The sequence below is a fragment of the Mycetocola miduiensis genome (assembly GCF_900115155.1).
GTDB classification, from domain to species: Bacteria; Actinomycetota; Actinomycetes; order Actinomycetales; family Microbacteriaceae; genus Mycetocola_A; species Mycetocola_A miduiensis.
Genome location: NZ_FOVM01000011.1, coordinates 40,348 through 65,733 on the forward strand (window position 1 = coordinate 40,348; position 25,386 = coordinate 65,733).

The 25,386-nt window shown below is 65.1% G+C and carries 26 protein-coding genes and 2 tRNA genes; 18 read left to right on the forward strand and 10 right to left on the reverse strand.

From position 1 onward, the window contains the following. The first annotated feature begins 79 nt into the window (after nucleotides 1–79). Nucleotides 80–156: transfer RNA gene (locus BM197_RS15145), tRNA-Thr, on the forward strand. Between the two features lie 49 nt (nucleotides 157–205). On the opposite strand, the gene BM197_RS15150 is transcribed toward BM197_RS15145, so the two are convergent. Beyond that, complete coding sequence (locus tag BM197_RS15150) at nucleotides 206–439, reverse strand: LuxR C-terminal-related transcriptional regulator (protein WP_090713031.1); 234 nt, start codon at nucleotides 437–439, stop codon at nucleotides 206–208. 35 nt (nucleotides 440–474) lie between these two features. On the opposite strand from BM197_RS15150, the gene BM197_RS15155 reads away from it, so the two are divergent. Together BM197_RS15155 and BM197_RS15160 are read left to right on the forward strand one after the other, a co-directional pair. Further along, nucleotides 475–861 (forward strand): cupin domain-containing protein, encoded by a 387-nt coding sequence (locus tag BM197_RS15155; protein ID WP_218151878.1) that lies wholly within the window; start codon nucleotides 475–477, stop codon nucleotides 859–861. 185 nt (nucleotides 862–1,046) lie between these two features. Then, the gene (locus BM197_RS15160; protein WP_090713035.1) at nucleotides 1,047–2,075 is read left to right on the forward strand and encodes a DMT family transporter; all 1,029 of its coding nucleotides are present in this window, start codon (nucleotides 1,047–1,049) and stop codon (nucleotides 2,073–2,075) included. Here BM197_RS15160 and BM197_RS15165 read toward each other — a convergent pair. Together BM197_RS15165 and msrB are read right to left on the reverse strand one after the other, a co-directional pair. Beyond that, a complete protein-coding gene (locus BM197_RS15165) occupies nucleotides 2,059–2,592 on the reverse strand; it encodes a nitroreductase family protein (protein ID WP_090713037.1) in 534 nt (177 codons plus the stop codon). The two genes, BM197_RS15160 and BM197_RS15165, sit on opposite strands and share 17 nt — an antisense overlap. Nucleotide 2,593: 1 nt before the next feature. After that, nucleotides 2,594–2,995 (reverse strand): peptide-methionine (R)-S-oxide reductase MsrB, encoded by a 402-nt coding sequence (msrB, locus tag BM197_RS15170; RefSeq protein ID WP_090713039.1) that lies wholly within the window; start codon nucleotides 2,993–2,995, stop codon nucleotides 2,594–2,596. Between the two features lie 207 nt (nucleotides 2,996–3,202). On the opposite strand from msrB, the gene BM197_RS15175 reads away from it, so the two are divergent. The 4 genes from BM197_RS15175 to groL all read left to right on the forward strand — a co-directional run bounded on the left by BM197_RS15175 (nucleotide 3,203) and on the right by groL (nucleotide 6,409). Next, complete coding sequence (locus tag BM197_RS15175) at nucleotides 3,203–3,493, forward strand: DUF3263 domain-containing protein (protein ID WP_090713040.1); 291 nt, start codon at nucleotides 3,203–3,205, stop codon at nucleotides 3,491–3,493. Between the two features lie 74 nt (nucleotides 3,494–3,567). Next, nucleotides 3,568–4,137 (forward strand): LytR C-terminal domain-containing protein, encoded by a 570-nt coding sequence (locus tag BM197_RS15180; protein ID WP_090713042.1) that lies wholly within the window; start codon nucleotides 3,568–3,570, stop codon nucleotides 4,135–4,137. A 242-nt stretch (nucleotides 4,138–4,379) separates the two neighbouring features. Further along, nucleotides 4,380–4,583 carry a cold-shock protein gene (locus BM197_RS15185; protein WP_090713043.1) on the forward strand — a complete coding sequence of 68 codons (204 nt, stop codon included), beginning with the start codon at nucleotides 4,380–4,382 and terminating at the stop codon, nucleotides 4,581–4,583. A 206-nt stretch (nucleotides 4,584–4,789) separates the two neighbouring features. Beyond that, a complete protein-coding gene (gene groL, locus BM197_RS15190; RefSeq protein WP_090713045.1) occupies nucleotides 4,790–6,409 on the forward strand; it encodes a chaperonin GroEL in 1,620 nt (539 codons plus the stop codon). Nucleotides 6,410–6,507: 98 nt separating this feature from the next. Here the strand turns inward: groL and BM197_RS15195 are convergent, their stop codons facing one another. The 3 genes from BM197_RS15195 to BM197_RS15205 all read right to left on the reverse strand — a co-directional run bounded on the left by BM197_RS15195 (nucleotide 6,508) and on the right by BM197_RS15205 (nucleotide 9,501). After that, a complete protein-coding gene (locus tag BM197_RS15195) occupies nucleotides 6,508–6,798 on the reverse strand; it encodes a WXG100 family type VII secretion target (protein ID WP_090713047.1) in 291 nt (96 codons plus the stop codon). 279 nt (nucleotides 6,799–7,077) lie between these two features. Beyond that, complete coding sequence (locus BM197_RS15200; protein WP_090713049.1) at nucleotides 7,078–8,796, reverse strand: sensor histidine kinase; 1,719 nt, start codon at nucleotides 8,794–8,796, stop codon at nucleotides 7,078–7,080. A gap of 15 nt (nucleotides 8,797–8,811) precedes the next feature. Next, on the reverse strand, nucleotides 8,812–9,501 hold the full coding sequence (locus BM197_RS15205; RefSeq protein WP_090713051.1) for a response regulator transcription factor: 690 nt from the start codon (nucleotides 9,499–9,501) through the stop codon (nucleotides 8,812–8,814). A gap of 138 nt (nucleotides 9,502–9,639) precedes the next feature. On the opposite strand from BM197_RS15205, the gene folP reads away from it, so the two are divergent. Next, nucleotides 9,640–10,563, forward strand: coding sequence for a dihydropteroate synthase (gene folP / locus BM197_RS15210; protein ID WP_245762568.1), 924 nt, complete (start codon nucleotides 9,640–9,642; stop codon nucleotides 10,561–10,563). Continuing rightward, nucleotides 10,556–11,311, forward strand: coding sequence for a pyrimidine reductase family protein (locus BM197_RS15215; protein ID WP_090713055.1), 756 nt, complete (start codon nucleotides 10,556–10,558; stop codon nucleotides 11,309–11,311). Before folP ends, BM197_RS15215 begins: the two co-directional genes overlap by 8 nt. A 3-nt stretch (nucleotides 11,312–11,314) precedes the next feature. Here the strand turns inward: BM197_RS15215 and BM197_RS15220 are convergent, their stop codons facing one another. Together BM197_RS15220 and BM197_RS15225 are read right to left on the reverse strand one after the other, a co-directional pair. After that, nucleotides 11,315–13,192, reverse strand: a complete 1,878-nt coding sequence (locus BM197_RS15220) for a helicase-associated domain-containing protein (protein ID WP_090713057.1) — start codon at nucleotides 13,190–13,192, stop codon at nucleotides 11,315–11,317. A gap of 18 nt (nucleotides 13,193–13,210) precedes the next feature. Beyond that, nucleotides 13,211–13,489, reverse strand: a complete 279-nt coding sequence (locus tag BM197_RS15225) for a multidrug ABC transporter ATPase (protein ID WP_245762569.1) — start codon at nucleotides 13,487–13,489, stop codon at nucleotides 13,211–13,213. Between the two features lie 180 nt (nucleotides 13,490–13,669). Between BM197_RS15225 and BM197_RS15230 the strand changes: the two genes are divergently transcribed. Next, nucleotides 13,670–14,053, forward strand: a complete 384-nt coding sequence (locus BM197_RS15230) for a cold-shock protein (protein ID WP_090713061.1) — start codon at nucleotides 13,670–13,672, stop codon at nucleotides 14,051–14,053. Nucleotides 14,054–14,100: 47 nt separating this feature from the next. After that, a complete protein-coding gene (locus BM197_RS15235; RefSeq protein ID WP_245762570.1) occupies nucleotides 14,101–15,084 on the forward strand; it encodes a DUF3027 domain-containing protein in 984 nt (327 codons plus the stop codon). A 93-nt stretch (nucleotides 15,085–15,177) separates the two neighbouring features. On the opposite strand, the gene serC is transcribed toward BM197_RS15235, so the two are convergent. After that, a complete protein-coding gene (gene serC, locus BM197_RS15240; RefSeq protein ID WP_090713063.1) occupies nucleotides 15,178–16,290 on the reverse strand; it encodes a phosphoserine transaminase in 1,113 nt (370 codons plus the stop codon). 126 nt (nucleotides 16,291–16,416) lie between these two features. Between serC and BM197_RS15245 the strand changes: the two genes are divergently transcribed. From BM197_RS15245 to BM197_RS15255, 3 genes are all read left to right on the forward strand, one after another. Beyond that, nucleotides 16,417–17,112, forward strand: a complete 696-nt coding sequence (locus BM197_RS15245; RefSeq protein ID WP_090713065.1) for an iron-dependent transcriptional repressor DtxR — start codon at nucleotides 16,417–16,419, stop codon at nucleotides 17,110–17,112. A 469-nt stretch (nucleotides 17,113–17,581) separates the two neighbouring features. After that, nucleotides 17,582–18,289, forward strand: a complete 708-nt coding sequence (locus tag BM197_RS15250; RefSeq protein WP_090713067.1) for a C40 family peptidase — start codon at nucleotides 17,582–17,584, stop codon at nucleotides 18,287–18,289. 354 nt (nucleotides 18,290–18,643) lie between these two features. Then, nucleotides 18,644–19,144, forward strand: a complete 501-nt coding sequence (locus tag BM197_RS15255) for an HNH endonuclease (RefSeq protein WP_090713069.1) — start codon at nucleotides 18,644–18,646, stop codon at nucleotides 19,142–19,144. 3 nt (nucleotides 19,145–19,147) lie between these two features. Here BM197_RS15255 and BM197_RS15260 read toward each other — a convergent pair whose 3' ends face one another. Continuing rightward, nucleotides 19,148–19,528, reverse strand: a complete 381-nt coding sequence (locus tag BM197_RS15260; RefSeq protein ID WP_090713072.1) for a VOC family protein — start codon at nucleotides 19,526–19,528, stop codon at nucleotides 19,148–19,150. A 214-nt stretch (nucleotides 19,529–19,742) separates the two neighbouring features. On the opposite strand from BM197_RS15260, the gene BM197_RS15265 reads away from it, so the two are divergent. The 4 genes from BM197_RS15265 (at nucleotide 19,743) to BM197_RS15280 (ending at nucleotide 25,363) form a co-directional block, all read left to right on the forward strand. Beyond that, nucleotides 19,743–19,817, forward strand: a tRNA-Arg gene (locus tag BM197_RS15265). 451 nt (nucleotides 19,818–20,268) lie between these two features. After that, a complete protein-coding gene (locus tag BM197_RS15270; protein ID WP_090713074.1) occupies nucleotides 20,269–20,517 on the forward strand; it encodes a phosphatase PAP2 family protein in 249 nt (82 codons plus the stop codon). A 110-nt stretch (nucleotides 20,518–20,627) separates the two neighbouring features. Further along, nucleotides 20,628–21,332, forward strand: a complete 705-nt coding sequence (locus BM197_RS15275) for a DUF6226 family protein (RefSeq protein ID WP_245762571.1) — start codon at nucleotides 20,628–20,630, stop codon at nucleotides 21,330–21,332. A gap of 263 nt (nucleotides 21,333–21,595) precedes the next feature. Further along, nucleotides 21,596–25,363 carry an AAA family ATPase gene (locus BM197_RS15280; RefSeq protein WP_425435740.1) on the forward strand — a complete coding sequence of 1,256 codons (3,768 nt, stop codon included), beginning with the start codon at nucleotides 21,596–21,598 and terminating at the stop codon, nucleotides 25,361–25,363. Nucleotides 25,364–25,386 lie beyond the last annotated feature (23 nt).

Here is a 25,386-nt window from a genome sequence, read left to right on the forward strand (position 1 = left end):
GTTCCTCGTTGTGGTGATGTCCTCCAAGGATGTCATGGCCAGATGAACGACAGGGGTTCGTTATGATTGACGAGCACACGCCGCCTTAGCTCAGTTGGCCAGAGCAGCGCACTTGTAATGCGCAGGTCGTCGGTTCGAATCCGACAGGCGGCTCCATCACGTCCCGCGCCGGTTGTGGGGTCGCAGTCCGCCCGTCGCAGCAGGCTCAGAGAACTACTGGTTCGGGCAGTGCGGATGCGTCGGATCGCGGCTGCAGCCTCGCGACCAATTCTCCGCGGCTGCGGACCCCGACCTTTGCGAAGACCGACTTCAGATGATCCTGCACTGTGTTGGCGGTGACGAAGAGGTGAGCGGCGATGACCGTCGTCGGATACCCGGCGATGACCTGGCGGCTGACCTCGCGTTCGCGAGGCGACAGGCCGTGCCGGCGACGGGGCAGAGATCCACGCGCCCGACGCCACCCTCACGGTCAAGGTGGACAGCGGACATACGGACGACTCCTACGAGATCTTCGAGGTCGACGCGCCCCGCGATGACCCCACGCCACTTCATCGCACAGGATGGGCGAAGACCTATTACGTTCTCCAGGGCAGGATGCTGGTCCAGGTCGACGACGAACGTTTCGACCTCGGGCCAGGCTCCGTGATCGCTATTCCGCCTGGCGCTCTGCACACCTTCACCGTGCTGACTCCGACGGCGAAATTCCTGGTGTTCAGCATGACCGGCGCTATGGGCCGGTTCCAGGCGGACCTCGACGCGTCAATGCCTCGTGGACGGCCGCTCGGAGAAACGATGCCGGCGATTGAAGAGGTCCTCAGCCGCCACGATGTGTCGATCGACGGGGCGAAGGTTTCGCAATGACCTGGCTTGCCTGGTTCTTCGCCTCAGTGGACGCCCAGGGCCTTCCACCGCTCATCGCGCTGGTCGCCACCGTGTGACAAGCCAGAGCATCCGTTCGGCGGATGTTTCGGACACCTCCGCAGAGGGAGCAAGATAGTAGGTGGGGAACGCCGGCGGGGCTCGCCCCGCTGACACCCGGGAGTCGCATGTCCGTTCGGAAGGTCGCCGATTCGGTCACCTCCTCGGGGGTGCCGGCTCATTCCCCGACGTCCGACGCTCGAGTTCCACTGGTACTCGCGATCAGTCTCGCTGCGGCCTGTGGTGCTCTCGCGGCCGTCCAGACCCGGATCAACGGGGCGCTCGGGCTTGCGATCGGCGACGGTGTCGTCGCGGCCGCCATCTCCTTCGGCTCAGGCCTGGTCATTCTTCTGGTCTGCCTGCTCTTCGCGCGGAGTGGACGACGCGGGCTGCTCGCCGTCGCCGGGGCGCTCCGGGAACGCAGCATGCCGTGGTGGACAGTCCTCGGCGGAGTATCCGGTGCGTTCCTCGTGCTTTCCCAGGGTGTCACCGGCGCCGTGATCGGGGTCGCCCTCTTCAGCGTCGCACTCGTTGCCGGCCAGACTGTTTCGGGCCTGATCCTGGACCGGATCGGCTTCGGGCCCCACGGACGTGTGGCGACGACCTGGCCCCGGCTGCTCGGGGCGGCGCTCGCCGTGGCAGCCGTGCTCTGGTCGGTGTCAGGTCAGATCGGCGGGGATTTGCCGCTGTGGATGCTCACCATGCCGCTGCTCGCCGGGTTCGGCACCGGCTGGCAGTCGGCGGTCAACGGGCGGGTTCGCTCGCGGGCGCAGAGTGCGTTCGCCGCGACTTTCATCAACTTCATCGTGGGGACGTGCGCCCTCGTCGCCGTCATGCTCGGCCGGGCGCTGTTCGTCGGCTGGCCGGACCAGCTGCCCTCTGAACCCCTGCTCTATATCGGCGGTGCGATCGGTTGTATCTTCATCGGCGTCAACGCGTTCCTGGTGTCGCACACCGGCGTGCTGATCCTCGGGCTTGGCACTGTGGCTGGTCAGCTGGTCGGCTCCGTCCTTCTCGACGCCGTCGCGCCAGGCGGGGCGGGGCTCGCCTTCTCCACGGTGGGTGGTGCGGCCCTCGCGCTTGTCGCTGTCTGCGTGGCAACGCTTCGGTCGCCGGCAACAACCCGGAGAACCCGGCAAGCTACAGCTCGGAAATGAGCGACTCCGCGTCAACGGGCTTGCGTGAGCCCGGTTTGGCGTCAGCAGGCACTCCACCGACGTAGAGCCAGCCCAGCAGTTGCTCGTTCTTCGCAAGTTTGTGCATCTTGCGCACCGGTCTGGACCGCGTGTACGTGCCGCTGCGCCAGAAGACGCCCCAGCCGGCGTCGTGAAGCAACAGGCTGAGCATGTGGGCAACGCCGGACGCGACAGCTTCCTGCTCCCAGGCGGGGACCTTCGAATTCTTCTTCACCGTCACCACGATGGCGATCAAGAGCGACGCGCGCAGCGGCTTGGTCGACGGATGCTTGTCGCCCTCCGCCTTCGCGATCGCAGCTCCGAGCTTCTCGCGTGCCCGCCCGCGCAACTCGATCAGCCGCCACGGCCGCAGGGCGCTGTGGTCGGCGACGCGGGCGGATGCTGCGACGAGAGGAAGTAGTTCCTCGTGCGTCGGAGCATCCGCTGTTACCCGCGACCAGGACCTGCGCCCGGCGACGACGTCGACCAGTTTCGTCACGTTACTCGACGGGTGCGAAGTTCAGTGCCAGCGAGTTCATGCAGTAGCGATCGCCGGTCGGGGTGCCGAATCCGTCGTCGAAGACGTGGCCGAGGTGTGAATCACATGTGGCGCAGCGCACCTCTGTGCGGACCATTCCCAGCGAGTTGTCCTCGATGAGCTTGACAGCCTCCGGCCGCACGGACTCGTAGAAGCTCGGCCAGCCGCAACCGGAGTCGAACTTCGTACCGCTCTTGAAGAGCTCGGCGCCACAGGCTGCACAGGTGTACAGACCTGAGCGGCTCTCGTCGAGCAGTTCTCCGGTCCACGGGCGCTCGGTTGCTGCTTCACGCAACACGGCGTACTGCTCCGTCGTCAGCTCCTGGCGCCACTCTTCGTTGCTCTTGTTCACAGGCTGCGTCATTGTGCTCCTCACGGGTTGATGCTTGCTCCTTATCTAACCCCTTCCGAGGCGAACGTGTTCCCGGTTGGTGTTCAGGCTGCGTAACAAACCTGGGGATCCGTTGCTCGTTCTGGGATGCGCACGGTGTGTCGGGCTCCGTGAAACACGCACAGCTTAGGATTGCAGCACGGCCGAGGTCAGGCGAAACAGATTCTTCAGCGGTGGTGAATGATGAACGACAATCAGCACAAATCGACACACGGCCACGACGAACCGCTGGGGGAGCGCGACCTCGCGATCCTCGAGTTCGAGAATCGCTGGTGGCAGCACGCCGGGCAGAAGGAAGAGGCTGTGCGCGCCGCGTTCGGTTTCTCGCCCACGCGCTACTATCAATTGTTGGGCGTACTCATTGATTCGCCCGCAGCACTTGTGCACGATCCCCTCCTGGTCAAGCGCCTGCAAAGGCTGCGCGACACACGGCAGGCCGCACGCCGGGCGCGCGCCAGGAACGCCGATTAGACAAGCGGCGCCCTGGGCCGGATCGATGCCAGCACACCGCCTGACCGCGACACAGAGGACCTGAGACCACCGACATGGCACACCACTTCGCCAAGGACAGGTTCGACGAAGTCCCCGCTGATCTGAAGCGGGTCGGCGCCCATCGGGCACCAGTGCCGCCGGGCCGAGGTTGGTCGCTGTTCCTCTGGGCCGCGCTGGCAACACTGGTGCTTGTCACGGCTGGGATCGTCGGGCTGACCCTGCTCGGCGACCGCCTCAACTTTGCCGACAACTCGACTCCGGCGGCCAGCGCTTCCGAGAGCGTCGAAACGCCCACGGCTGTTGCCACGATCGACCCGGACGCCATGGTCACCGTGCTCAACGGGACCGAGACTCGGGGGCTGGCCACCGAAGCCATCGAGAAGCTCAACGAAGCTGGCTGGACGCAGAGCATCACGCCGGGAAATGCCTCGGCCACGGATGTCGAGACGACGACTGTGTACTACGCAGATCCGTCGCAGGAAGGCGCGGCCCGCGGTCTCGCCGAGGGGCTTGGCGTGGGAAACATCCAGATGTCGACCCAGTTCCAGATTCCGGCGGAGGAGGGCGAGGAACCCATCATGCAGCTCACCGTCGTGCTCGGCAGCGACTTCGCCGCGCGATAGCATCCGCCGGGAAATGCCCCTCGGGCGCGGTCAGGCCCGCGTCGGCTGGGAAAAATTCCGCACATCCAGCGCCAAACCCCTGTTGGGGCCGCAGTTCTCCTCGCTAGTATCTGGAACTGGTCATCATTGTGCGCCGCCGAACGCCCCAGGCAACCGAGGTCAGCACGATTGCCGGGCCTTGGTACGGCAGACCCGGGCTGGCGCCTGCCTGCACGGAGTGAACACAGCAATGGGAGTAACACATGGCGAACGGAACCGTGAAGTGGTTCAACGCTGAAAAAGGCTACGGCTTCATCACCGTCGACGGCGAAGGTCAGGACGTCTTCGTCCACTATTCGGCTATCGACAGCTCAGGATACAAGTCTCTCGAAGAAGGCCAGCAGGTCAGCTTCGAGATCGGCACAGGGGCCAAGGGCCCGCAGGCGGAGGCCGTGCGTCCCGCCTGAGTTGCGCGTTTCGCCCTGCGATGCCGCTCACACTGTGTGGGCGGCGTCGTTGCGTTATGCGGGGTTCGTGCCCCACCGGTCGCGCGAGTTGCTTGGTGATGGGTGCGAGCTTGCACTCCCTGAGGGAGAGTGCCAGAATCGTGTTAGCACTCGCATTCGTAGAGTGCTAACTACGTTCATCACGTCCGGGAGGGACGAAAAACCACATGGCAAAAATCATTGCTTTTGACGAGGAAGCCCGCCGCGGCCTCGAACGCGGTCTGAACATTCTGGCCGACACCGTCAAGGTAACGCTCGGCCCACGCGGTCGCAACGTTGTCCTTGAGAAGAAGTGGGGCGCCCCCACGATCACCAACGATGGCGTGTCCATCGCCAAGGAGATCGAGCTCGACGACCCGTACGAGAAGATTGGTGCGGAGCTCGTCAAGGAGGTCGCCAAGAAGACCGATGACGTCGCTGGCGACGGAACCACCACCGCTACCGTCCTTGCCCAGGCACTCGTCCGCGAAGGTCTGCGCAACGTTGCAGCTGGGGCTGACCCGATCTCGCTGAAGCGCGGCATCGAAAAGGCCACCGCTGCGGTCATCGAAGAGCTCATCGCCAACGCGAAAGAGGTCGAGACCAAGGAAGAGATCGCCGCGACGGCATCCATCTCTGCCGGTGACACCGAAATCGGCTCCATCATCGCCGAGGCGATCGACAAGGTCGGCAAGGAAGGCGTCGTCACCGTCGAGGAGTCGAACACGTTCGGCACCGAGCTCGAGCTGACCGAGGGCATGCGCTTCGACAAGGGTTTCCTGTCGGCATACTTCGTCACCGACCCCGACCGCCAGGAAGCTGTGTTCGAGGACCCCTACATCCTCATCGCGAACACCAAGATCTCGAACATCAAGGATCTGCTCCCGATCGTCGATCAGGTCATCCAGTCCGGCAAGCAGCTCCTCATCATCGCTGAGGACGTCGACGGCGAAGCGCTCGCGACACTCGTCGTGAACAAGATCCGTGGCATCTTCAAGTCGGTCGCCGTCAAGGCTCCCGGCTTCGGCGACCGCCGCAAGGCCATGCTGCAGGACATCGCGATCCTCACCGGCGGACAGGTCATCTCGGAAGAGGTCGGCCTCAAGCTCGAGAACGTCACCCTCGACCTTCTCGGCCGTGCACGCAAGGTCGTCATCACCAAGGACGAGACCACCATCGTCGAAGGTGCCGGCGACCCCGAGCAGATCGCGGGCCGTGTCGCCCAGATCCGCAAGGAGATCGAGAACACCGACAGCGACTACGACCGCGAGAAGCTGCAGGAGCGCCTGGCCAAGCTGGCCGGTGGCGTTGCAGTCATCAAGGCTGGAGCAGCAACCGAGGTTGAGCTCAAGGAGCGCAAGCACCGCATCGAGGACGCTGTCCGCAACGCGAAGGCTGCCGTCGAAGAGGGCATCGTCGCCGGTGGTGGCGTTGCGCTCATCCAGGCAGGCAAGACCGCTTTCGAGAAGCTCTCGCTCTCGGGCGACGAGGCAACCGGCGCGAACATCGTCAAGGTCGCCATCGACGCACCGCTCAAGCAGATCGCCCTCAACGCCGGCCTCGAGCCGGGCGTTGTTGCCGACAAGGTCCGCAACCTGCCCGTCGGACACGGCCTCAACGCCGCGACCGGCGAGTACGTGGACATGCTGGCTGCCGGCATCAACGACCCGGTGAAGGTCACCCGTTCAGCGCTGCTCAACGCATCGTCGATCGCGGGCCTGTTCCTCACCACCGAGGCCGTTGTCGCCGACAAGCCGGAGAAGAACCCGGCTCCGGCCGGCGACCCGACCGGTGGCATGGACTTCTAGGCACCGCCTTCTCAGTTCAAGCAGCTCGCAACAGCGGGGCGTCTCCTTCGGGAGGCGCCCCGCTGTTCGTTGTCGGCGCTCTTGCCGCCATAGGTCGGTCAGATGCGGAAGAGGTCGGTGTTCGACCGCTCAATCTCGGAGTACTGGGTGCCGGCCCTCGCCAACGCTGTGTTGATGGTGACGGCGCTCTCCTCGACCCGGCGCTGGGTGCCCCGCCAGTCGGCGACGACGCCCTGGAACGCATTCGACGCCTCGCCGGTCCAGGTCGACTGAAGCTCAGTCAGTTGGTGCATCATCGCCTGCACTTCCGCCTGGATCGTTTCGATCCGGGCGCGGACCGACCCCGTGGTCCCCATCATGATGTCGCTGTCAACCTGGTACCTGGTCATGGACGTCCTCCGTCAGGATCCGGATGCGCCGTGCGCAGCATCCGATCGTCCGACGGTAGGCGCGAACGAGGCGGCATCCGGCTCGCCCGCCTGATGGTGGAGAACCGGCACGGACGCGGTCACTGGGAGGGGCCGCGGGCGGCGTGCTGCTCGGTCGGTAGCGGCTGGAGTTTGCGGTGAAGTTTGACCCTTTGTGGCCGAGCAACGGCGGTTCGACCATAAACGCCCGAGCGACTGCTTCGACCGTTAGTGCCCGAGCAAAGGGGCGCCCGGATGTCGTCAGCCGACGGCAGGTGCGGCAGGCGGCTCGGCCAGCGGCAGCTCGATGCGGAACGTCGCCCCGCCGCCCGGAGTCTCGGAGACCGAGACAGTTCCGTGGTGGGCTGCCACGATCGACGAGACGATGGCGAGCCCAAGTCCGGACCCCCCGGTTTCGCGGGTGCGCGACGTGTCCGCCCGCCAGAAGCGCTGGAAGATCTTCTCCCGGATCTGCGGCGGAACACCGTCGCCATGGTCGATGACCGCAATCGTCGCGGTGCCGGTGTGGGGATTAGCCGACACGCCGATCTCGAGCGGGCTGTTCTCGGGGGTGAACCGGAGCGCGTTGCCGACCAGGTTGGTCACAACCTGGCGCAGTTTGTTCTCCTCGCCGAGCACGATGGCCGGCACTTCGGGGGCCGGTTCGGGCGCGACAGTGTGACCGGTGTCGACCGTGGCGCCGCCGACGTCCTTCTCTGACCCCTTTCGCGGCCGACGCTGACGCAGCCGGGCGAGAGTCGCGCCGGCGAAGGCGATCGGTCGTGTCGGAGTGGTTTCTTCTTCCGGCCGGGGCGGACGGTTGACGGCGGGGGCCGGGGCTGCGGGTTCCGTTGCAGGCTGGGGTGCGGTTTCCGTCGCGGGTGGGTGATCGACGATGACGGTCACCGTGCGGCGAGGAGACGACGCGTTCGCGTCGAGGGCTGCGTCCCTGGCGATGGGGGAGAGGTCCACGGGGGTCATCACCATGGGCTTGGTTTCGTCGAGTCGGGCCAGTTCGAGCAGGTCCTCGACCAGCCCGCCCATCCGGATCGCTTCTTTCTCGATCCGATCCATGGCCTGGGTGAGGTCTTCGGAGTTCTGCAGCGCTCCCATCCGGTACAACTCGGCGTAGCCCCGCACGGTTACCAGGGGCGTGCGCAATTCGTGGCTCGCGTCGCCGACGAAGCGTCGCATCTGCTCGATGGTGCGGGCACGGTCGGAGAATGCCTGGTCAATGCGCGCGAGCATGGTGTTGAGCGAGCGGTTGAGCCGGCCGACCTCCGTGTTCGGCGTCGCCACAGCGAGACGCTGGCTGAAGTCACCGTCTGCGATCGCCGCCGCCGTGTGTTCGACCTCGCGAAGCGGGTGGAAGGTGCTGGTGACGAGAAGCCGGGTGAGGAGGGCGCCGATGATGATGACGCCGAGTCCGAGGCCGAAGAAGATCGTCAGGTAGGTGGCGATGATCGTTTCGGTTTCGCGCATCGAAATGGCCACGAGGACCACTCCGATGCTGCCCTGGTGATCCCACTGATAGGGCACGACGACGGCGTGATACGTCGTCTTTCGGTCGAGGCTCCTCAGCTCGAACACCCCGTCGCTCTTGACCGCAGTGGACAGCTCGAACGTCGGGCTGATATCGGGCAGTGAATGCTCCGGCCGGTCCTGCCAGGTCGCCGCGCGCAACCGGCCATCAGCATCGTAGATCGCGGTGAAGTAGTCAGACGACATCGCGTCCTTGACCATGTCGCCGGCGTTGTCGGCCTCGGCGCTGCTGTCCAGTCCCACGAACCCGGGCGGCACAGGAGACTGCGCTGCCGAGATGAGGTCGGTGTCGACCTTGTCGACGAGCGCCGGCCGCAGCATCACAACGGTGCCCACACCGGCGATGAGCAGCCCGAAGGTCAGGACGAGCACGGTCACGCCGGTGATCTTCGTCCGCAGTGAAATCGCGTTCCACCACTCGGCTACTGGATCGTGCATGTACCTGTATTCGGCTTAGGTCCTCGCTGTCTTCAGCATGTAGCCGAATCCGCGCTTGGTCTGGATGAGCGGTTCAGTCGAGAACTGGTCCAGCTTGCGTCGCAGGTAGGAAATGTAGCTCTCGACGATGCCCGCATCGCCATTGAAGTCGTACTCCCATACGTGGTCGAGAATCTGCGCCTTGCTCAGCACCCGGTTGGGATTGAGCATGAGGTACCGCAGAAGCTTGAACTCGGTCGGGCTCAACTCGATGGGCGTTTCGCCGACGAGAACCTCATGGGTGTCCTGATCCATGGTGAGTTCGCCTGCGCGGATGACGGCATCCTCATCAGCATGCATTGTGCGCCTGAGGATTGCCTTGATGCGGGCCACGATTTCGTCGAGGCTGAACGGTTTGGTGACGTAGTCGTCGCCGCCGACCGTGAGGCCCATGATCTTGTCTTCGGTGTCGTCCTTCGCCGTGAGGAAGAGGATCGGCGCGGTGTATCCAGCGGATCGCAGGCGTTTGGTGACGCCGAAGCCGTTCATGTCCGGCAGCATGACGTCGAGGATGATGAGGTCCGGCTCTTCTTCGAGCACGGCTGAGATGGCCTGGGCACCGTTCCCGACCGCGCGCACGGCGAAGCCGGCGAAGCGGAGACTTGTGGTGAGCAGGTCGCGGATGTTCGGTTCGTCATCGACGATGAGAATGCGTGGTCCAGTCATACGACCAGTATCTGCGTGTTAGCTGCTACTTTCCTGAACGTCACCCATACGTGGTGTGGACCTGTCGCCAGAGAACGGATGCCCCACTCGCGCGCTCCGGCATGTCACTGATGGACGCGGGTGCGGCACGATGGACTCATGACGAAGCCACCGCCGGCAGGCGCCGCCAAAATGCCGGAGTTCATCTCCCCGGTCCGGACAATCGGACAGCGCACATTCGACTTTTCGCGGCAGGTCGTTGTGATGGGGATCGTCAACAGGACGCCGGATTCGTTCTATGACCGCGGCAGCACATTCGGCCTAGACGCGGCCGTGGCCGCCGCTCTGGCGGCGGTTGCCGACGGCGCCGAAATGGTCGACGTCGGGGGAGCGCCGTTTGCACCAGGACCGGAGATATCGGTCCAGGCGGAGATCGACCGGGTGGTGCCCGTCATCGCGGCCGTGCGGGCGGAATCCGACGTCGTCATCTCGGTCGACACCTTCCAGCCCGACGTCGCGCGGGCGAGCATCGATGCGGGCGCGGATCTCATCAACGACACCACGGGCCTGCGGGACCCCAGCATGGTCGCCGTTCTCGCGGACACGACGGCTGGGGTCGTCATCACCCACAGCCTCGCTGAACCACGTACCCCATTCGCCCGTCCGCAGTACGCCGACGTCGTCGCTGAAGTCAGGACATTTCTGGCCGGGCGCGTCGACGCTGCGCTGGCCGCCGGGATCTCGGCCGACCGGATCCTCATCGACCCCGGGCACGACCTGAACAAGAACACCCTTCACTCCCTGGAACTGACCCGGCGCTTCGCCGAGATCGCGGACCTGGGCTATCCGGTGCTCGCCGCAGTGTCGAACAAGGACTTCGTCGGTGAGACGCTCGACCGGGAACGCGGGGAGCGAGTTTCCGGATCGCTCGCCGCGGCGGTTGTCGCTGTTCTCAACGGGGCGAGGATTCTCCGGATGCACAACGTCGGCCCGGCCGTCGATGCCGCACGCATGACCGAAGCGATCCTCGGATTTCGGCAACCGGCGTACCTGCGCCACAACACGGGGGAAAACAATGACTGAACCAGGCATTTCGTTGCTCGGCACGGGCATGACACTCAGCGACGACGAAATCGCCGTCCTCTACGCGGTTGACGACCGATCTGCGCCGTGGCTCCGGGTGAACTTCATCTCGAGCATCGACGGCGCAGGCACCCACGACGGCCTGACCGCGGGTCTTGGCACGCCGGCTGACAAGCGGGTTTTCGACATTCTCCGGCGACTCTGCGATGTCGTTCTCGTCGGCGCTGGCACCGTGCGGGCCGAGGGCTACGGTCCGATGCGACTCGACGAGCCTGCCGTGCACTGGCGACGGGGGCACGGACTTTCCGACCAGCCCGTTTTCGCGATTGTCTCGGCCGGGCTGGGTCTCGACCCCGGGCACCGGATCTTCACGGAGGCCCCGGTGCGACCGATCGTCCTTACCGGGGAGGCGGCGTCGCGGGAGCGTCGCACCGCGCTCGCCGAGGTCGCGGACGTTCTCGTCGCCGGCGACGAGAACGTCGACCCCCGACGGATGCGGTCGCTCCTTGCCGGCCGCGGGCTCACGCAGGTGCACTCGGAGGGTGGACCTTCTCTGTTCGGCGACTTCCTCAGGGAGGATGCCGTCGACGAGGTATGCCTGACGATCAGCCCTTTCGCAGAGGGCCCGGGCGCCGGCCGGATCGTCGCAGGGGCGCCGACGGATATCCAGCGACCGATGATGCTCGCCCATGTGCTGAGTTCCGACGGAACGCTGCTGCTGCGCTACCTGCGCCAGCCAGAGGGCTGAGTTCTACTTCAGGGCGATGATGCTCGACAGTGGAAGGGTGCGCTCGATGTCGGCTTTCTTGTCGCGTCCGCGCAACCGGCCCCCTGACACGCCGGTCGGTTCGAGCACGAAGTCCATCGGGCCCGAACGCGGCACTTCGACGGTGATCGTGACGGTCTGTTTCGCACGAATCGCCGCGTCGAGCTGGCGCGCGATCCAAGCCAGGTCGGTCCCTTCGGATGTATCGCCCTCGACCTCGCGGAGCCGGTTGATCAAAATCCCATGGTCGGGAAGTTCGGGCTCAGGTTCGACCGGCGGCGCCACGCGGCGGCGGCGCAGGCCGATGAGTTCACCGGAAGCGGTCTCGGCGGCGACGGGGTACCGTGCGTCGCTGATCGCCCAGAACACGTCCTCCAGGTCGAGCCGGGAAAGCATCCGGTTCGCATCCGACCGTCGTAACCCGAGCGCGTTGAGTGCTTGGTCGCCGTCGAGCATGCCGATCAGGCTGCTGTCGTCGGCACGAACGTACGTTCTCGCGGAGACGGCATCCGGGTGATTGACGGGGATCGAACCGACCCGGATGGCGCCGAACCGTGCCGCAGCCTGCGAGATGAGGGAATGGACGGGCTCGGGGACACCGGTCAGCGAGAGCGAGGAAAGGAAGTCCAGCATGTCTGCCGCCGTGTCGCCGGCAGACAAAGCCCGGTTGACGCTCTCCACTGAGAGGCGGTAGCTGAAAGCCTGCGCGCGTCCCTCGAGGTCGGCGAACGTGCGGAGCCGCAGGTCGAGTTCCGGTTGAAGAGGGCCAGGCGCGATGACGGTCAGGTCGTGCTGGAGGTAAACCTGGCTGACGTGGGTCGGAAAGTGGGAGGCCATCGCGGTCGCAGCGGTTGCGGCATCCGTTTCGAGCAGGATCCGACCGGCGGTGCTGGGCACCTGGGCGTCGGCAGATGGGCCGCTCGTGATGCCGAGCATCGTGGCCTGTTCGGTTACGCGGGCGACCTGGTTACGGATCCAGTCGCCGCCTGCTGGGTACAGCCAGTGTGCGTAGTCGTGTAGCGCAGGACCCCAGGTGGAGCGCGTGCGTCCGCGGAGCACGGTGCGTACCTGGGAGGGAAGCGCGTCGAGCCACGCGGCGGCAAGAATGCGCCAGCGTTCTGCGGCAGTGAGGGCGAGCCAGTTTTCGCCGGCCGGGGCGGTGAGCCAGAGCCCGGGCACATGGCTCACGAGGCCGGCGCGAACCGAGAGGTCGAGATGGGCGTCGATTGTGTGCCCAGGGACCTGCATGACGGTCGCCAGTCGCTTGCGTTCGGGAAGCGCCGGCCCGCCCTTGCCCAACTCACGCGCGGGATTGATGAGGAGCTCCAGGAGCAGTTCGCCGCACGCTGAGGTGGTCTGGAACGCCTGCTCCGCCGCGCTCATGTCGGTCAGGGCGTGTGCGGCCTCGGACGCAGCCGCCGGAAGGGACGGGGCCGGAGCGGATGCCAGTTCCACCGCGATCGGGACACCTGCAATCGCCCAGCTGGCCAGAACCGCTTCGACGGCGTCGATGGAGACGTAGCCGCCGTCGACGCGCGAGAGGAGGGCTCGGTCGGCGGCGAACGACGCACGTTTCTCCACGTCGGCGACATCGACATCCGCGGCGCCCAACCCGGAGAGCCGGTCGACGATCTGTTCGGCAGGAAGCGGAGTCGTCGTCGCGGCCGCAAGCACACTGAGGGTTTGGCGGTCCAGGCGCTGAAGAGCGCTCCGGATACTTGACGGGTCGAGCAGAAGCTCGGCCAGGTCGAAGAAATCCTCCGCCCGTGCGGCGGACGCCACGCGGCGGTCGATGAGCAACTCCTCGAGCGTAGCGTCCGGTAGAGCCCGGAGATTGCCTGCGAGAGTGAGGATGTCAGTCATCTGCAGTCAGTTTCCCGGTCAGTGCTCCGGCTGGTCCCGGCGGGATTCACGCGCACGCCGAACAGCACTGGAGATCATGAGGATGATGAGGAGGACGATCGCGAGCGGAAGGCCGATGTACGGGACCATCACGACGACGGGCCAGAGTCCGCTGGCGAAGTCATCCGATCCCATGCCCTGCATCGTGCCGACCATGATCGCGATGAACGTCGCGACAGAGAGGAGGACGAGCGCGAGGAGCATGAACGCCAGGACCCGTTCGAGGCGGCTGACGTTGTGCTTTTGAGGATCGGTCACAGTTCTCAGGTTATCGGCATACCGCGCCCATCCCCAATGATGAGGAAGGTGCCGGGGAATCCGCAGACGCTCTAAGCTGGAGGGGCGGGAGTTCTCCCGTTCGCCTGCGGCTCCTGCCGGGGCGACAGCACCGCACGCCGGCTCGTGGCCGGCGTGTCCAGTTCACAGCGAGGTTCGTCCATGCCCACCGGCAAGGTTAAGTTCTACGACGACGAGAAGGGCTTCGGCTTCATCTCGAGCGACGATGGCCAGGAAGTCTTCCTGCATGCCTCGGCTCTGCCCGCAGGCGTGACCTCCGTCAAAGCAGGTACCCGCCTTGAGTTCGGTATCGCCGACGGCAAGCGTGGAGTGCAGGCGCTCTCGGTTCGGATGCTCGACGCTCCGCCGAGCCTCGTCAAGATGAAGCGCAAGCCCGCGGACGACATGGCGATCATCGTCGAAGACCTCGTGAAGCTGCTCGACGGCCTCGGAGGAGACCTCCGAAGGGGCCGCTACCCCGACAACGCCCACAGCCGCAAGGTTGCACTGTTGCTGCGACGCGTGGCCGACGAACTGGACGCGTGATCGCTGCGCCAGGCTGGGCCCGCCGTCTTTTCCAGAGGAGCACTCCGATGACAACCACTGAGAACTCCACTATCGATCCGACGCACGAGCCATCAATCTCCGCCGAGAACGTGTCGGAGACCACCATTCGACCCCAAACGGGCACGATGGGTGAAGCAGAGGCCCCTCACGACGCGGATGCTGACGTGCGAGAAGCTGGAACAGGCAGACGCGACGTGCCGACCGTCCCGGTCGATTCGCCGGCGGTTGAGGTTGCTCCCGAATCCGGCCGTACGGCTGAGGGCACCGGCGAAACAGCGGATGCCGCTGGAGAAGCCACCGCAGAACTCGCCGTTGAACGACCGGCGCCGGTCGCCGACGAGGTCTTGCTTGCATCAGTCGACGTTGCTCGCGCCGCACTGCTCGAGGTGACACCGGCCGAGACGATAGGCGAACCCGTGGGTCACCTGGCGGAGGACGATCATGTTCTCTCGCTCTTCTTCGACAGCAAGTTGCGCGGGTACCCCGGGTGGCACTGGACGGTCACCCTCTCCCGCGCCGGCGACGAGAACACTGTGACCGTGCTTGAGACAGAGCTCATGCCGGGCGAGACCGCCCTGCTCGCCCCGGAATGGGTGCCGTGGTCTGAGCGCCTCGCCGATTACCAGGCCAGTCAGGAAGTAGCGGAGAACGAGGCAAAAGCCCTCGCTGAAGCTGCCGCGGTTCTCGACGAGAGCGACGACGACGATGACGAAGCCGAGTTCAGCATCCTGCATGCTGGCGATGTCGATGGCGTCGATGTTGACGAAATCGACGACGACGAATTGGATGATGACGAGTCGGACGATGACGAGTCGGACGATGACGGCGACGATGATGACGACGAAGAGTCGGACGATGACGACGACGACGAAGAGTCGGACGATGACGACGACGACGAAGAGTCGGACGATGACGATGACGATGACGATGACGACGATGACGATGACGACGACGACGACGATGACGACAACGACGACGACGATGACGAAGGACTCGACCGCAGTTACTGAGCGACGCTCCTCCTGGGCGATACGTCCAGAAACGTCAACGTAAACAAGAACGGCCCCCTCCGCGGAGGGGGCCTCTCTTGTTGCCCTTGGGCTTTACAACGCGTCGACGATGAACTCGATGCTGCGGGTGAGCTGGCGGACATCGTCCGGCTCGATCGCGGTGAAGGTTGCCACGCGCAGCTGGTTCCTGCCGAGCTTTCGGTATGGCTCGGTGTCGACAATCCCGTTGGCCCGGAGGACCTTGGCGATCCCGGCCGCGTCGATCGAGTCGTCGAAGTCGATGGTGACGACAACCTGCGAGCGGTGGTCCGGGTTCGAAACGAACGGCGTGGTGTACGCCGTCTTCTCTGCCCAGTCGTACAGGTGCGATGACGATTCCGCGGTTCGTGCCGACGCCCAGCCAAGGCCACCGTTGCCGTTCATCCACTCCAGCTGGTCGTTCAGCATCACGAGGGTCGCGAGCGCTGGTGTGTTCAGCGTCTGGTTCAGGCGCGAGTTGTCCACCGCGTTCTTGAGGCTGAGGAACTCGGGGATGTAACGACCGGATGCCGCAACGCGCTCCACGCGGTCAAGGGCGGCCGGTGAGAACAACGCGAACCACAAACCACCATCCGAGGCGAAGTTTTTCTGTGGCGCGAAGTAGTAGACATCCGTTTCGCGTGCGTCGAACGAGATCCCGCCGGCGGCGCTCGTCGCGTCGATGACGGTGAGGGCGCCATCGTCACCCGCCACGCGTCGTACGGGCGCCATGACGCCGGTCGACGTCTCATTGTGGGGCCACGCGTAGACGTCGATCCCCTCGGCTACCTCCACCTCGCTGCGTGAACCGCCAGGGGCATCGAGGACGAGCGGTGCCTCAAGCCACGGCGCTGCCGCTGCCTTGGCGAACTTCGAGCCGAACTCGCCGAAGGTGAGGTTCTCGCTGCGGCGCTCGATCAGGCCGAACGCAGCGGCATCCCAGAACGCCGTCGAACCACCGTTGCCCAGGATGACCTCGTAGCCCTCCGGGAGATCAAACAAGGTCTCGAACCCGGAGCGAACACTCCCGACGAGATTCTTGACAGGAGCCTGCCTGTGCGACGTGCCGAGCAGGCTGGTGCCGGCGCGAACAATGGCGTCCACCTGCTCCGCCCGGACTTTCGAAGGGCCGCAACCGAAGCGACCGTCAGCGGGCAGGAGTTCTGGGGGAAGGGAAATCTCTCGCATCCGCCAATTGTAGAAGCTCCCGTATGCCGCCTCGGTGCCGAATGGGGGACGGTGTGGGCGGGCCGAACCGTGCAGGGTGGACCGGTAGGCTGGGTCGCAACTGCGCTGAACCCTGGGGAGACGTCAATGACAGATCTGATTGACACCACCGAGATGTACCTCCGTACGATTCTTGAGCTGGAAGAAGAGAACATCGTGCCCCTGCGGGCACGAATCTCCGAGCGGCTTGGGCACTCGGGTCCGACGGTGTCTCAGACGGTTGGCCGGATGGAACGTGATGGCCTCGTCGTGGTCTCCGGTGATCGCCACCTCGAATTGACTGGTCCTGGCCGGCGCAAAGCGGTGCATGTGATGCGCAAGCACCGCCTCGCGGAACGGCTGCTCAGCGACGTCATCGGACTGGAGTGGGAATTCGTCCACGAAGAAGCCTGTCGTTGGGAACACGTGATGAGCGAGCAGGTCGAGCGGAAGCTCCTCGCCATGCTCGACCACCCCACTGAGTCGCCGTACGGGAACCCGATCCCCGGCCTCGATGAACTGGGTGATACCCCGGCCGGAACCTTTTCGCACGGTGTCACGAGCCTCGTGGAACTGGTCCGCGGTGCCGTCGGGCCGACCACTGCCACGATCCGTCGCCTCGGTGAACCGGCCCAGGTCGACCCCGAACTCCTGCTCCAGCTCAAACAGGCCGGTGTGATGCCCGGCAACATCGGCGTGTTCTCCGCCGTCGGGTCCTACGTTCTGGTTCGGGTTGAGGGCTTTGGCGGCGGCCTCGAACTGCCCAATGAGGTGGCTGGGCACATCTTCGTCCAGGACGCGTAAAGACAGGGCATCCAGCCCCGTCGCGTGGCCTCGCTCACGGTCACTGAGGCAGCCACCAGAATCTGTCGTTACCAATTCGTTAGAAATGTCTGGCTTTTTGGTGACAAATCGGTAACGATCACGTAGCCTCGGATAAGTCCGAAGGTCGCAAGTCGATCGCAGGACCCGGTGCCGGGCGTCTCACTCGCTCGTCTCCCTGTGCCGGTAAACCCGATATTTGTTGCGGACGAGGCAGTTTCCCTAAAGGCTGTGCGAGGCGCCGGAGGTTTTTACCTTGGCCAATTCTACTGATCCTGGCGCGCTCGGGAAATCGTTGCAGCCTTCGGGCTCCGGAACCGTTGCGAACCAGGCCGCGGTCTCTCCACGCCTCGCGGCTCCGCGTCGCGCGGCGACACCCACCCCGTCATCCGCGCCAACGCCGAAAGCGCCAGTCAAATCAGGCTGGCGGGGGTGGCGGTCGACGGCCATCATGGCGCTCGTCGTCCCCGGCCTGTTCGCCACCATGGCGCTGCCGGCATACGCATTCACGCCGGCAACGGATGCGGCGGGCAACTCGTCACTCCAGTCCCTGAAGGAAGCCGGGGCGCAGTCCCTTTCTGTCGACGCGGGCGTCGCCGCCAACGCCGTCGCAAGGGATGGTTACTCGGCCACGACGGAAGCCGAACTGGCCGCAGCCAACGCGGCTGCCGCGGCGGCCAAGGCCGCTGCCGACGCTGCAGCAAAAGCCGCGGCGGACGCCGCGAACGCCGCAGCCCAGCGCGCCACGTTCACGAACACCCAGAAGAGCTTCTCCGGGCCGTCGGCTGAGGACCTGGTGAAGGCGCCGCCGTACCCCAACTTCAGCCTCTCGCAGGTCTACTCGGTTGCGCTGCAGTACCAGGTAGTGCCTTACGTGTACGGCGGAGCGACACCTGCAGGCTTCGACTGCTCAGGTTTCGTGAAGTACGTCTACGCCCAGTTCGGCGTCAACATGCCGCACTCGTCGACTGCCCAGGGCAACATGGGAACCCGGATCTCGATCGAGGACGCCGTCCCGGGCGACCTCATCGTGAGCGCCGGTCACATCGGCTTCTACGCCGGCGACAATAAAATCCTTCACGCCTCGCGCCCAGGAACACCGCTGCGCATCGGCCCGATCTACGCGGATAACTGGTGGGTCGTCCGCATCGGGATTTGATCGTCCGGGTGCTGTCCATTCGGGAACAGTCCTCGAAACGACACAGAATCGGTGTGCCTCCGTGCGGAGGCACACCGATTGTGGGTTACACACCGATTGTGGGTTACATTAAAGCCCTGACCTTTGGAAAGTGCGGGAAGCTCATGGTTCGAATACCCAGAATCCACACCACGGATGCTTGCGGTTGCCTCGAAACAGGGCCCGCCGGCTACTCATGTCACTGCCGCTCGTCGGCCGTGGAAAGGCGCTGTCTGTAAAGACGGCGCCTTTTTTTGTGCCCGGATCCAGTTCTTCCCTCGGTCGGAGACAACCGAATGACCGTGAAGCCGTCACGGCGATTTGAGAGGAACCGACATGCGCACACTGGTGTTGAACGCCGGGTACGAACCCCTTGCCATCGTTTCATTCCGTCGAGCGCTTGTGCTCGTGATGAATCACAAGGCATCCATCGTCGAAATCGACACCGGCCACCCGGTGTGGGCGACAGACGGTGCGCATGACCGCCCATCCGTCATCGTGCTGAGCCGATACGTGAAGATTCCGAATTCGCGCCGCGTGCCGGTCACCCGACGTGGCGTGCTGCGTCGCGACGCGAACCGGTGCGGGTATTGCGGCACGGCAGCGTCGACCATCGACCACATCCTGCCCCGTTCCCGAGGGGGAGCAGACTCGTGGGAGAACCTCGTCGCGTGCTGCCTGCGCTGCAACAACGCGAAGAGTGACAGGACCCCGGGCGAAATGGGTTGGTCGCTGCGCACGAAACCGCGGATGCCGTACGGCCCGACCTGGGCGGTTCGCGGAGCAGAGCGAGCGACTCCGCTGTGGGACCAGTACCTCACACCGGCGGCAGCCTGAGCTCTAACCTTTGGACTGGGACAGGCAGACGAAGTTTCCTTCGGAGTCCTTGAACCAGGCGCCGTACTCGTCCCCGTACTCGGCGACACCATCCACGGTCTTGAGGTCGCCGGAGTCGTACTCTTCGAAGGTGACTCCGGCGCTCTTCAGCTGGTCCATGGTGGCTCGGATGTCGGTCACGGCCCAACAGATCTGAGTGTTCTGGGCCGTACCGGCGTTGGGGGTCCGATAGATCAGCAGGTCAGGGGCGTCGGCAGAGCCGTAGATCAGGTTATCGTCGTCCTCCCGGGTCGGCTCCAGGCCGAGTTTGTCGCGATAGAAGTCGCGGGCGCGAGTGATATCGGAGGCAGGCAGGACGGTATATGAATCGGACAATTTGAGCATGATGTCAGCTCCAGGTTCTTCGGCCGGAACGACGTGGGGTGTTGTCGCCGGTCTGGTGGGACTGGTCGGGACAGGGGAGGGGAAGACGTCTCGCTCTGCCGGATACCGATCCGAAGAGCAGGGCGCCGCGAATCACCGTGTTTCATCCGGAATGGTACGCCAGAGCGGTCACGGCGCACAGGGGGTTTTCGGCTCCGCTAAACTGGCGGAGTCAGCCTCTGTAGCTCAACGGAAGAGCACCTCCGTCCTAAGGAGTTGGTTGGGGGTTCGAATCCCTCCAGGGGCACCAGGAAAATTGGCCAGCGGCCCTCTTGCGCTGTGTACGCACCGGGGCCATACACGGCTGCAGCAGAGCTTGTTCTGACAGCCTGCACCCGTTCCCGACTCGAGCGCTCCCCAGTGCAAGCCCTCCACCAAGTCACGGAGGCTTCGCATGTCCATGTCTACGTCCACGTCCACGTTCTCGCGAGTGCTGACCCTCGCCATCGTCGCGACGGCCGGCGTCCTCACTCCGTCGATCGCCGGCACCCCCCGCCGAGGCACATCCGCCCGTCGGGACCGACCCGGCTGTGATCACCGAGTGGGACGCGATCGCCACCCGCACCATCTTCACGGAGAACGCAACTCCTTCCTTCCTTTCGCGGTTCCCTGGTTGGGCTTCGTTTGTCCGCTGGCGCTCAAGTCGGCAACGCAATTCGACCTCCCCGAGCCGTACCCGCTCGACAGTGAGGCTTACCCGCGTGACCGGGTCGACATCCAATGTCTTCGGCTACCTGTTCGGCGAGAATTCTCTCGACATCGACGCACCGGCCCTCGTGGACTCGACGACGACGAGGCATTACGACAGCACGGACGTCTGGGATCAGGATGCCATGAACGCACGAGTCTGGCTCGGGCTCCATTTCCGTGCCTCGATGGGATTCGCGAACGAGGTCGCGCACAACGTGTCTGACGAAGTGATCAGGACGCATTTCCGGCCGGTGAACTGACCGTTCGACGGGTTCGCCGCTGAACTGCAGATTCGGTGACGACCCCGTTTGCGATTTCCTGAATAAACAAGCTGGGCTCCTTTCGTCGTCACGGTGAATAGGCTGGGGCGATGTATCACCGCCCGGAGGTCCCCAGCGAAACGTTCCGGGATGCCGCCGGACGTGCCATCCCGTACGGGGCCCGGTGGGGGAGCGACGCGCCACCGGATAACGCCTACAGCGTTGACTCCCACCCCGAGCGATTTGCTCCGGTTCACCTCGCCGCCGACGCGCTCATAGCCCACTTGACAGATACGTTCGAGGTTATCGTCGAGCACACCCTTGCTGCGACGGATGACCTGCTCCGTCCTGTTACTGACGCGGTCCGGGCCGTTCGTCTGACGCCTGCGTCTGCCGAGGCGGCATCACTGACCTTCGTCTTCACCTCATACCCCGGCGTACTGCTGCATGCGGGACTGCTGAACGACTTCAGTTACCCCGTCTGCGGATGCGACGCGTGCGATGAGACGTGGCAGTCGGTGGCCGCCGAAATGGAGTGGCAGGTTCTGGCGGTCGCCGGCGGAGGTTATCGCGAGACGTGGCGGCCGGGGCTCCTGCCGAGCGTGACTTTCTCACTTGACGCTGTGGACGGCAGCCAGGGCATGAGCGGCGAGAACCGAGCCGCCGACGTGCCCCGCCAACCGACTGGCCGCGGCGAAGAGTCGGCTGCGCGGCATCGGACAGGCATGGAAGCCGTGGTCGCCGCGTCCGTCAGCCATTTGAACGCTCCTTGTGGCAGCACTCGACCCGCAACAAGTCAGCGGCCAGGATACTGACATGGAAATCTCCGGGGGCACAGGCATCAGCGGGCCTAGGGCGGGCAGCGAAGCGGAAGGCGGGCCAGCGCCGACTCGCCTTCGGGGAAGCCGCTCGGCATCCGTTCTCGCAATAGTGGCTGGACTTCTGCTCGAACTATGAACCCTGTTACAGCGGCAGCAACGGCTGCTCAGGCGGCGGATAGCCCACGAACACAGCCAACTCGGCGAAAAACCGGTGATGCTACCGGCATTTCATACCGCGAGCGCTTAGGGTGTGGGTTGTGTGGCGGCTAGACAAGAAACCAGATGCGCGTGATTTTGAGATCGACGACGCAAATACTTCGCTTGCGCTCTCGGTCACCAGTCCGACCGGCCTGAGCGTCGGCGACCCGAACTTCGCGGTGGCAAACGTGGCAGACACGGAACGGCAGCGGTGGCGCGACCAGCTGGCAGCGGTGGGTGGACGTTCACCCCTTCTGCACTTCATCGACGAACCCCGCACCCGGATCGAGCTGAGTTCGACGCACCCCGGCGGCCTTCCCCAGTTCATCACCGGGCACTCCACCCTGCTCTCGAACCTCATCCGCGATGAGCTCGCTCTCCGGAGTGCCAAGGCCGCTGCCGACCAGATCACCGTCAAGGGCATCGAACTTCGCACGGTCCGCGGCATCGAGTCCGTCCACCTCGCCATCGGCCTGGCCCAGTGGCGCAACAACGGCGAAGACTTCTCCGCCCCCGTTCTCCTCCGTCCTGTTGCCATCCGGCGCTACGGTCGCGACTTCGAGCTCAAGCTCAAGGGAGCACCGTTCCTCAACCCGGAGCTGGCCCGCGCGCTCCACGAGCAGTACCGGATCACCCTCGACGCTGAGGCTTTCGAAGCGCTCGCCGTCACCAACGGAGTCTTCAAACCGCAACCGGTGATCGACCGGCTCCGCGGCCTGACCCAGCACCTCGAGTGGTTCAGCGTGCAGCCACGGCTCGTCGTGTCGTCGTTCGCGGATGTCGGGAACGCGCTGGCTCGAGACGCAGGCGACCTCGAGCATCCCGTCCTCGACGCACTCGCCGGTAACCCTGGTGCGCGTCGGCTCGTCGAAGGCCTGTTCAGCCCGGTGGATGCCATCGGCCAGGACGAGCGCCCCCCGGCCACAGACACCCTGCTTCTCGACGCGGACACCGAGCAGGAGAATGTGATTGCACAGATCTCCGCCGGGCATTCCATCGTCGTAACCACGCTCCCTGGCACCGGTGGAACCCAGACCGTCGTCAACGCGATCGGCGCCCTCGTCGCCCAGCACAAGCGGGTACTTGTCGTCAGCGCCAGGCGTTCAAGCCTCGACGGCATCCGACACCGTTTCAGCAAGGTCGGGCTCCCCGGCTTCACCGTCAGCCCGGCAACGATCCGGCGCGACCTCATCCAGGCGATCTCACGTAACGAGAAGGCTGTCGCTCCCAAGGTCGCCGACGTCGACGACGCCCTCGTGCGCCTGCGCAAGGTGCTCCTCGACTACCGCGGTTCGCTCGGCCGCGTCGACAGTGGCCTCGGCGTCAGCGTGATCGACGCGCTTGAAGCCCTGACCAGGCTCGGGAACCTCCCGGTTCCTCCGACGACATCGGCACGACTCGACGTCGCTTCCCTCGAGAAGCTCGCCGGCAATCGTGGGGTCACCGCGCGCAAGCTGGCGACCGCGGCCGCCCTCGGCGAGTTCCAGTACGGCCCCGACGACTCTCCCTGGTACGGCGCACAGTTCGCCAGCACCCGGCAGGCGAAGGCAACCCATGATCTCGCAAAGAAGCTGCATCGCACCGAACTTCCCCGGCTGCTCGAGCGTGGCTTCGAACTCATCGGTCAGACCCGCATGCGCGCATTCGAGTCCGTTGAAGAACTCGGCATCTACCTGCGCCTGCTCCTCGACGTGCGTGAAACCCTCGACAAGTTCCAGCCGAGCGTCTTCGACCGGTCGCTCGGCGAGCTGATCGCCGCGACGAGCAACCGGCGGGATGCCCCGGCCATGTCAGGCGCGAACCGTCGCCGCCTCAAGAAACTCGCGCGCGAATACGTGCGCCCCGGGGTTCATATCGCGGACATGAACGCGGCCCTTCACCGCATTCAGCAACAGAGGACCCTGTGGCAGCGTTACGTCGCCGCTGGGGTGACCCCCGAGGTTCCGCTCGGCATCGCCGACGTGCAAGTCGCCTACCAGCGCGTGGTCGAAGATCTGAGCAAACTCGACGTCCCGCTCGGTCGCCACAAATCCGAGCCCCTGGTCTCGTTGCCAGTCAAGGAACTCATTCGCCTGCTCTCCGGCCTCGCCGCCGACTCCCAGGTGATGGAGAACCTCCAGGAGCGCACCACCCTCATCGCGGAGCTCCGCGAGAAGGGTCTCGCACCCCTGATCACCGACCTTTCCGTCCGCCACGTTCCCGAAGACCAGGTGGCCGCCGAACTCGAACTGGCCTGGTGGCAGTCGGTCCTCGAGCACATGCTCGCGACAGACCGGGCGCTTCTCGGCGCCAATACGAGCGTCATCGACCGCCTGGAGGCAGACTTCCGGTTGGTCGATGAAGCACACGCGTCGGCATCCGGCGCGCTTCTCGGCGCACTTCTCGCGGACACCTGGAAGATCGGGCTCGTCGACTTCCCCGATGAAGCCAGCGCCCTCAAGAAACTGCTCCGCGGCGACAGTGCCACACCGACGAAACTCGAAGCAACCGCACCGCACCTGTCTCGGGTGCTCTCGCCGGTCTGGCTGGCTTCGCCATATGAAGTCCATGTGATCCCCGAGCGCGTTCGGTTCGACGCCGTCTTCGTCGTCGATGCGGGGGCGACGACCCTCGCCGAGAATGCCGTGGCGATCCGCCGTGCACGACAGATCGTCGCCGTGGGAGACCCCGTCACCCAAAGTCCTACGCCCTTCCAGATCGCCATCGGAAACTTGCCTGAGCCGGCCGCCGTCGAGAACGTCGACGCACGCCACGCCGACTCCGCCCTTGCACGCCTGTCCGGTCTCCTGCCGACGCTCACTCTCACCCGCAGCTACCGCGCAGGGGGAGAAGACCTCGCCGAGCTGGTGAACCACCGCTTCTACGGCGGAGAGATCGAGTCGCTCCCGTGGGCAGGCTCCTTCCTCGGCCACGGCAGCCTGACCCTCGACTACGTTCCCAACGGCCACGGCATGCCGGACCCGGAGACCGGGGGAGTGGAAAGCGTCGACGCCGAGGTTGCCCGCGTCGTCAACCTTGTGCTCGAGCACGCCATCAACCGGCCACGCGAGTCACTCATGGTCGTCACCGCGAGCGAGAAACACGCCACCCGCGTGCACCAGGCGGTCATCTCGGCGTTCGGGATGCGGTCCGACCTGTCCGAGTTCATCCTCAAGGAACGGGCTGAACCGTTCACCGTGCTCACGCTCGAGCAGTCGGTCGCCGAAAGCCGTGACCGGGTCATCTTCTCGCTCGGTTACGGTGTCACCCCGCACGGCCGCGTGCTGTCGAACTTCGGCGCCCTCGGTGACCCGGGCGGAGACCGTCTGCTCGCCGTGGGTATGACCCGCGCCCGTCGCTCGATGGTCATCGTCTCGTGCATCCGTCCCGAAGACATCGATGTTGACCGGATGCAGCATGGGATCGCCGCCCTGACCGAGATCCTCCGCCAGCCCGTGCAGCACGAGCCGACCCCGCCCGCAACGGACGGCGCCGAACCGATGCTGCTCGACCTGGCCGAGCGGCTCTACCGCCACGGATTGTCGGTCGAAGTGGGGTACCGCGGAAAGCTTGCGCTGGTCGCCTCATACGGAAACAAGGCCATCGCGGTCGAATCGGATCCCGAGATCGGTTCCGACTCACTGCGCGAATCCCTTCGACTCCGCCCTGACGTTCTGCGCCGGCTCGGCTGGCATTACCTCCGGGTGCACAGCTTCGACCTGTTCAGCGACCCCGACGGCGTTGCCTCGAAGATCGTGTCGATGCTGGGTGTCCCGGTTCCTGAGGCGACCGTTCCTGAGCCTACGGCTCCTGAGGCGACGCCTGCGTCCACCGAGTCGACGGCGTAGGGCCTCTTTCCCGGTTTAAGCTT

Bases quoted from the DNA above. Each gene is read 5' to 3' on its own strand.
- BM197_RS15205 (WP_090713051.1), bottom strand. From the start codon at position 9,501: ATGACTGGACCACGCATTCTCATCGTCGATGACGAACCGAACATCCGC.
- BM197_RS15175 (WP_090713040.1), top strand. From the start codon at position 3,203: ATGATGAACGACAATCAGCACAAATCGACACACGGCCACGACGAACCG.
- BM197_RS15195 (WP_090713047.1), bottom strand. From the start codon at position 6,798: ATGACCAGGTACCAGGTTGACAGCGACATCATGATGGGGACCACGGGG.
- BM197_RS15250 (WP_090713067.1), top strand. From the start codon at position 17,582: ATGGCGCTCGTCGTCCCCGGCCTGTTCGCCACCATGGCGCTGCCGGCA.
- serC (WP_090713063.1), bottom strand. From the start codon at position 16,290: ATGCGAGAGATTTCCCTTCCCCCAGAACTCCTGCCCGCTGACGGTCGC.
- BM197_RS15180 (WP_090713042.1), top strand. From the start codon at position 3,568: ATGGCACACCACTTCGCCAAGGACAGGTTCGACGAAGTCCCCGCTGAT.
- BM197_RS15245 (WP_090713065.1), top strand. From the start codon at position 16,417: ATGACAGATCTGATTGACACCACCGAGATGTACCTCCGTACGATTCTT.
- BM197_RS15275 (WP_245762571.1), top strand. From the start codon at position 20,628: ATGTATCACCGCCCGGAGGTCCCCAGCGAAACGTTCCGGGATGCCGCC.
- BM197_RS15255 (WP_090713069.1), top strand. From the start codon at position 18,644: ATGCGCACACTGGTGTTGAACGCCGGGTACGAACCCCTTGCCATCGTT.
- BM197_RS15160 (WP_090713035.1), top strand. From the start codon at position 1,047: ATGTCCGTTCGGAAGGTCGCCGATTCGGTCACCTCCTCGGGGGTGCCG.
- BM197_RS15200 (WP_090713049.1), bottom strand. From the start codon at position 8,796: ATGCACGATCCAGTAGCCGAGTGGTGGAACGCGATTTCACTGCGGACG.
- BM197_RS15185 (WP_090713043.1), top strand. From the start codon at position 4,380: ATGGCGAACGGAACCGTGAAGTGGTTCAACGCTGAAAAAGGCTACGGC.
- msrB (WP_090713039.1), bottom strand. From the start codon at position 2,995: ATGACGCAGCCTGTGAACAAGAGCAACGAAGAGTGGCGCCAGGAGCTG.
- BM197_RS15230 (WP_090713061.1), top strand. From the start codon at position 13,670: ATGCCCACCGGCAAGGTTAAGTTCTACGACGACGAGAAGGGCTTCGGC.
- BM197_RS15260 (WP_090713072.1), bottom strand. From the start codon at position 19,528: ATGCTCAAATTGTCCGATTCATATACCGTCCTGCCTGCCTCCGATATC.
- groL (WP_090713045.1), top strand. From the start codon at position 4,790: ATGGCAAAAATCATTGCTTTTGACGAGGAAGCCCGCCGCGGCCTCGAA.
- BM197_RS15220 (WP_090713057.1), bottom strand. From the start codon at position 13,192: ATGACTGACATCCTCACTCTCGCAGGCAATCTCCGGGCTCTACCGGAC.
- BM197_RS15235 (WP_245762570.1), top strand. From the start codon at position 14,101: ATGACAACCACTGAGAACTCCACTATCGATCCGACGCACGAGCCATCA.
- BM197_RS15215 (WP_090713055.1), top strand. From the start codon at position 10,556: ATGACTGAACCAGGCATTTCGTTGCTCGGCACGGGCATGACACTCAGC.
- folP (WP_245762568.1), top strand. From the start codon at position 9,640: ATGACGAAGCCACCGCCGGCAGGCGCCGCCAAAATGCCGGAGTTCATC.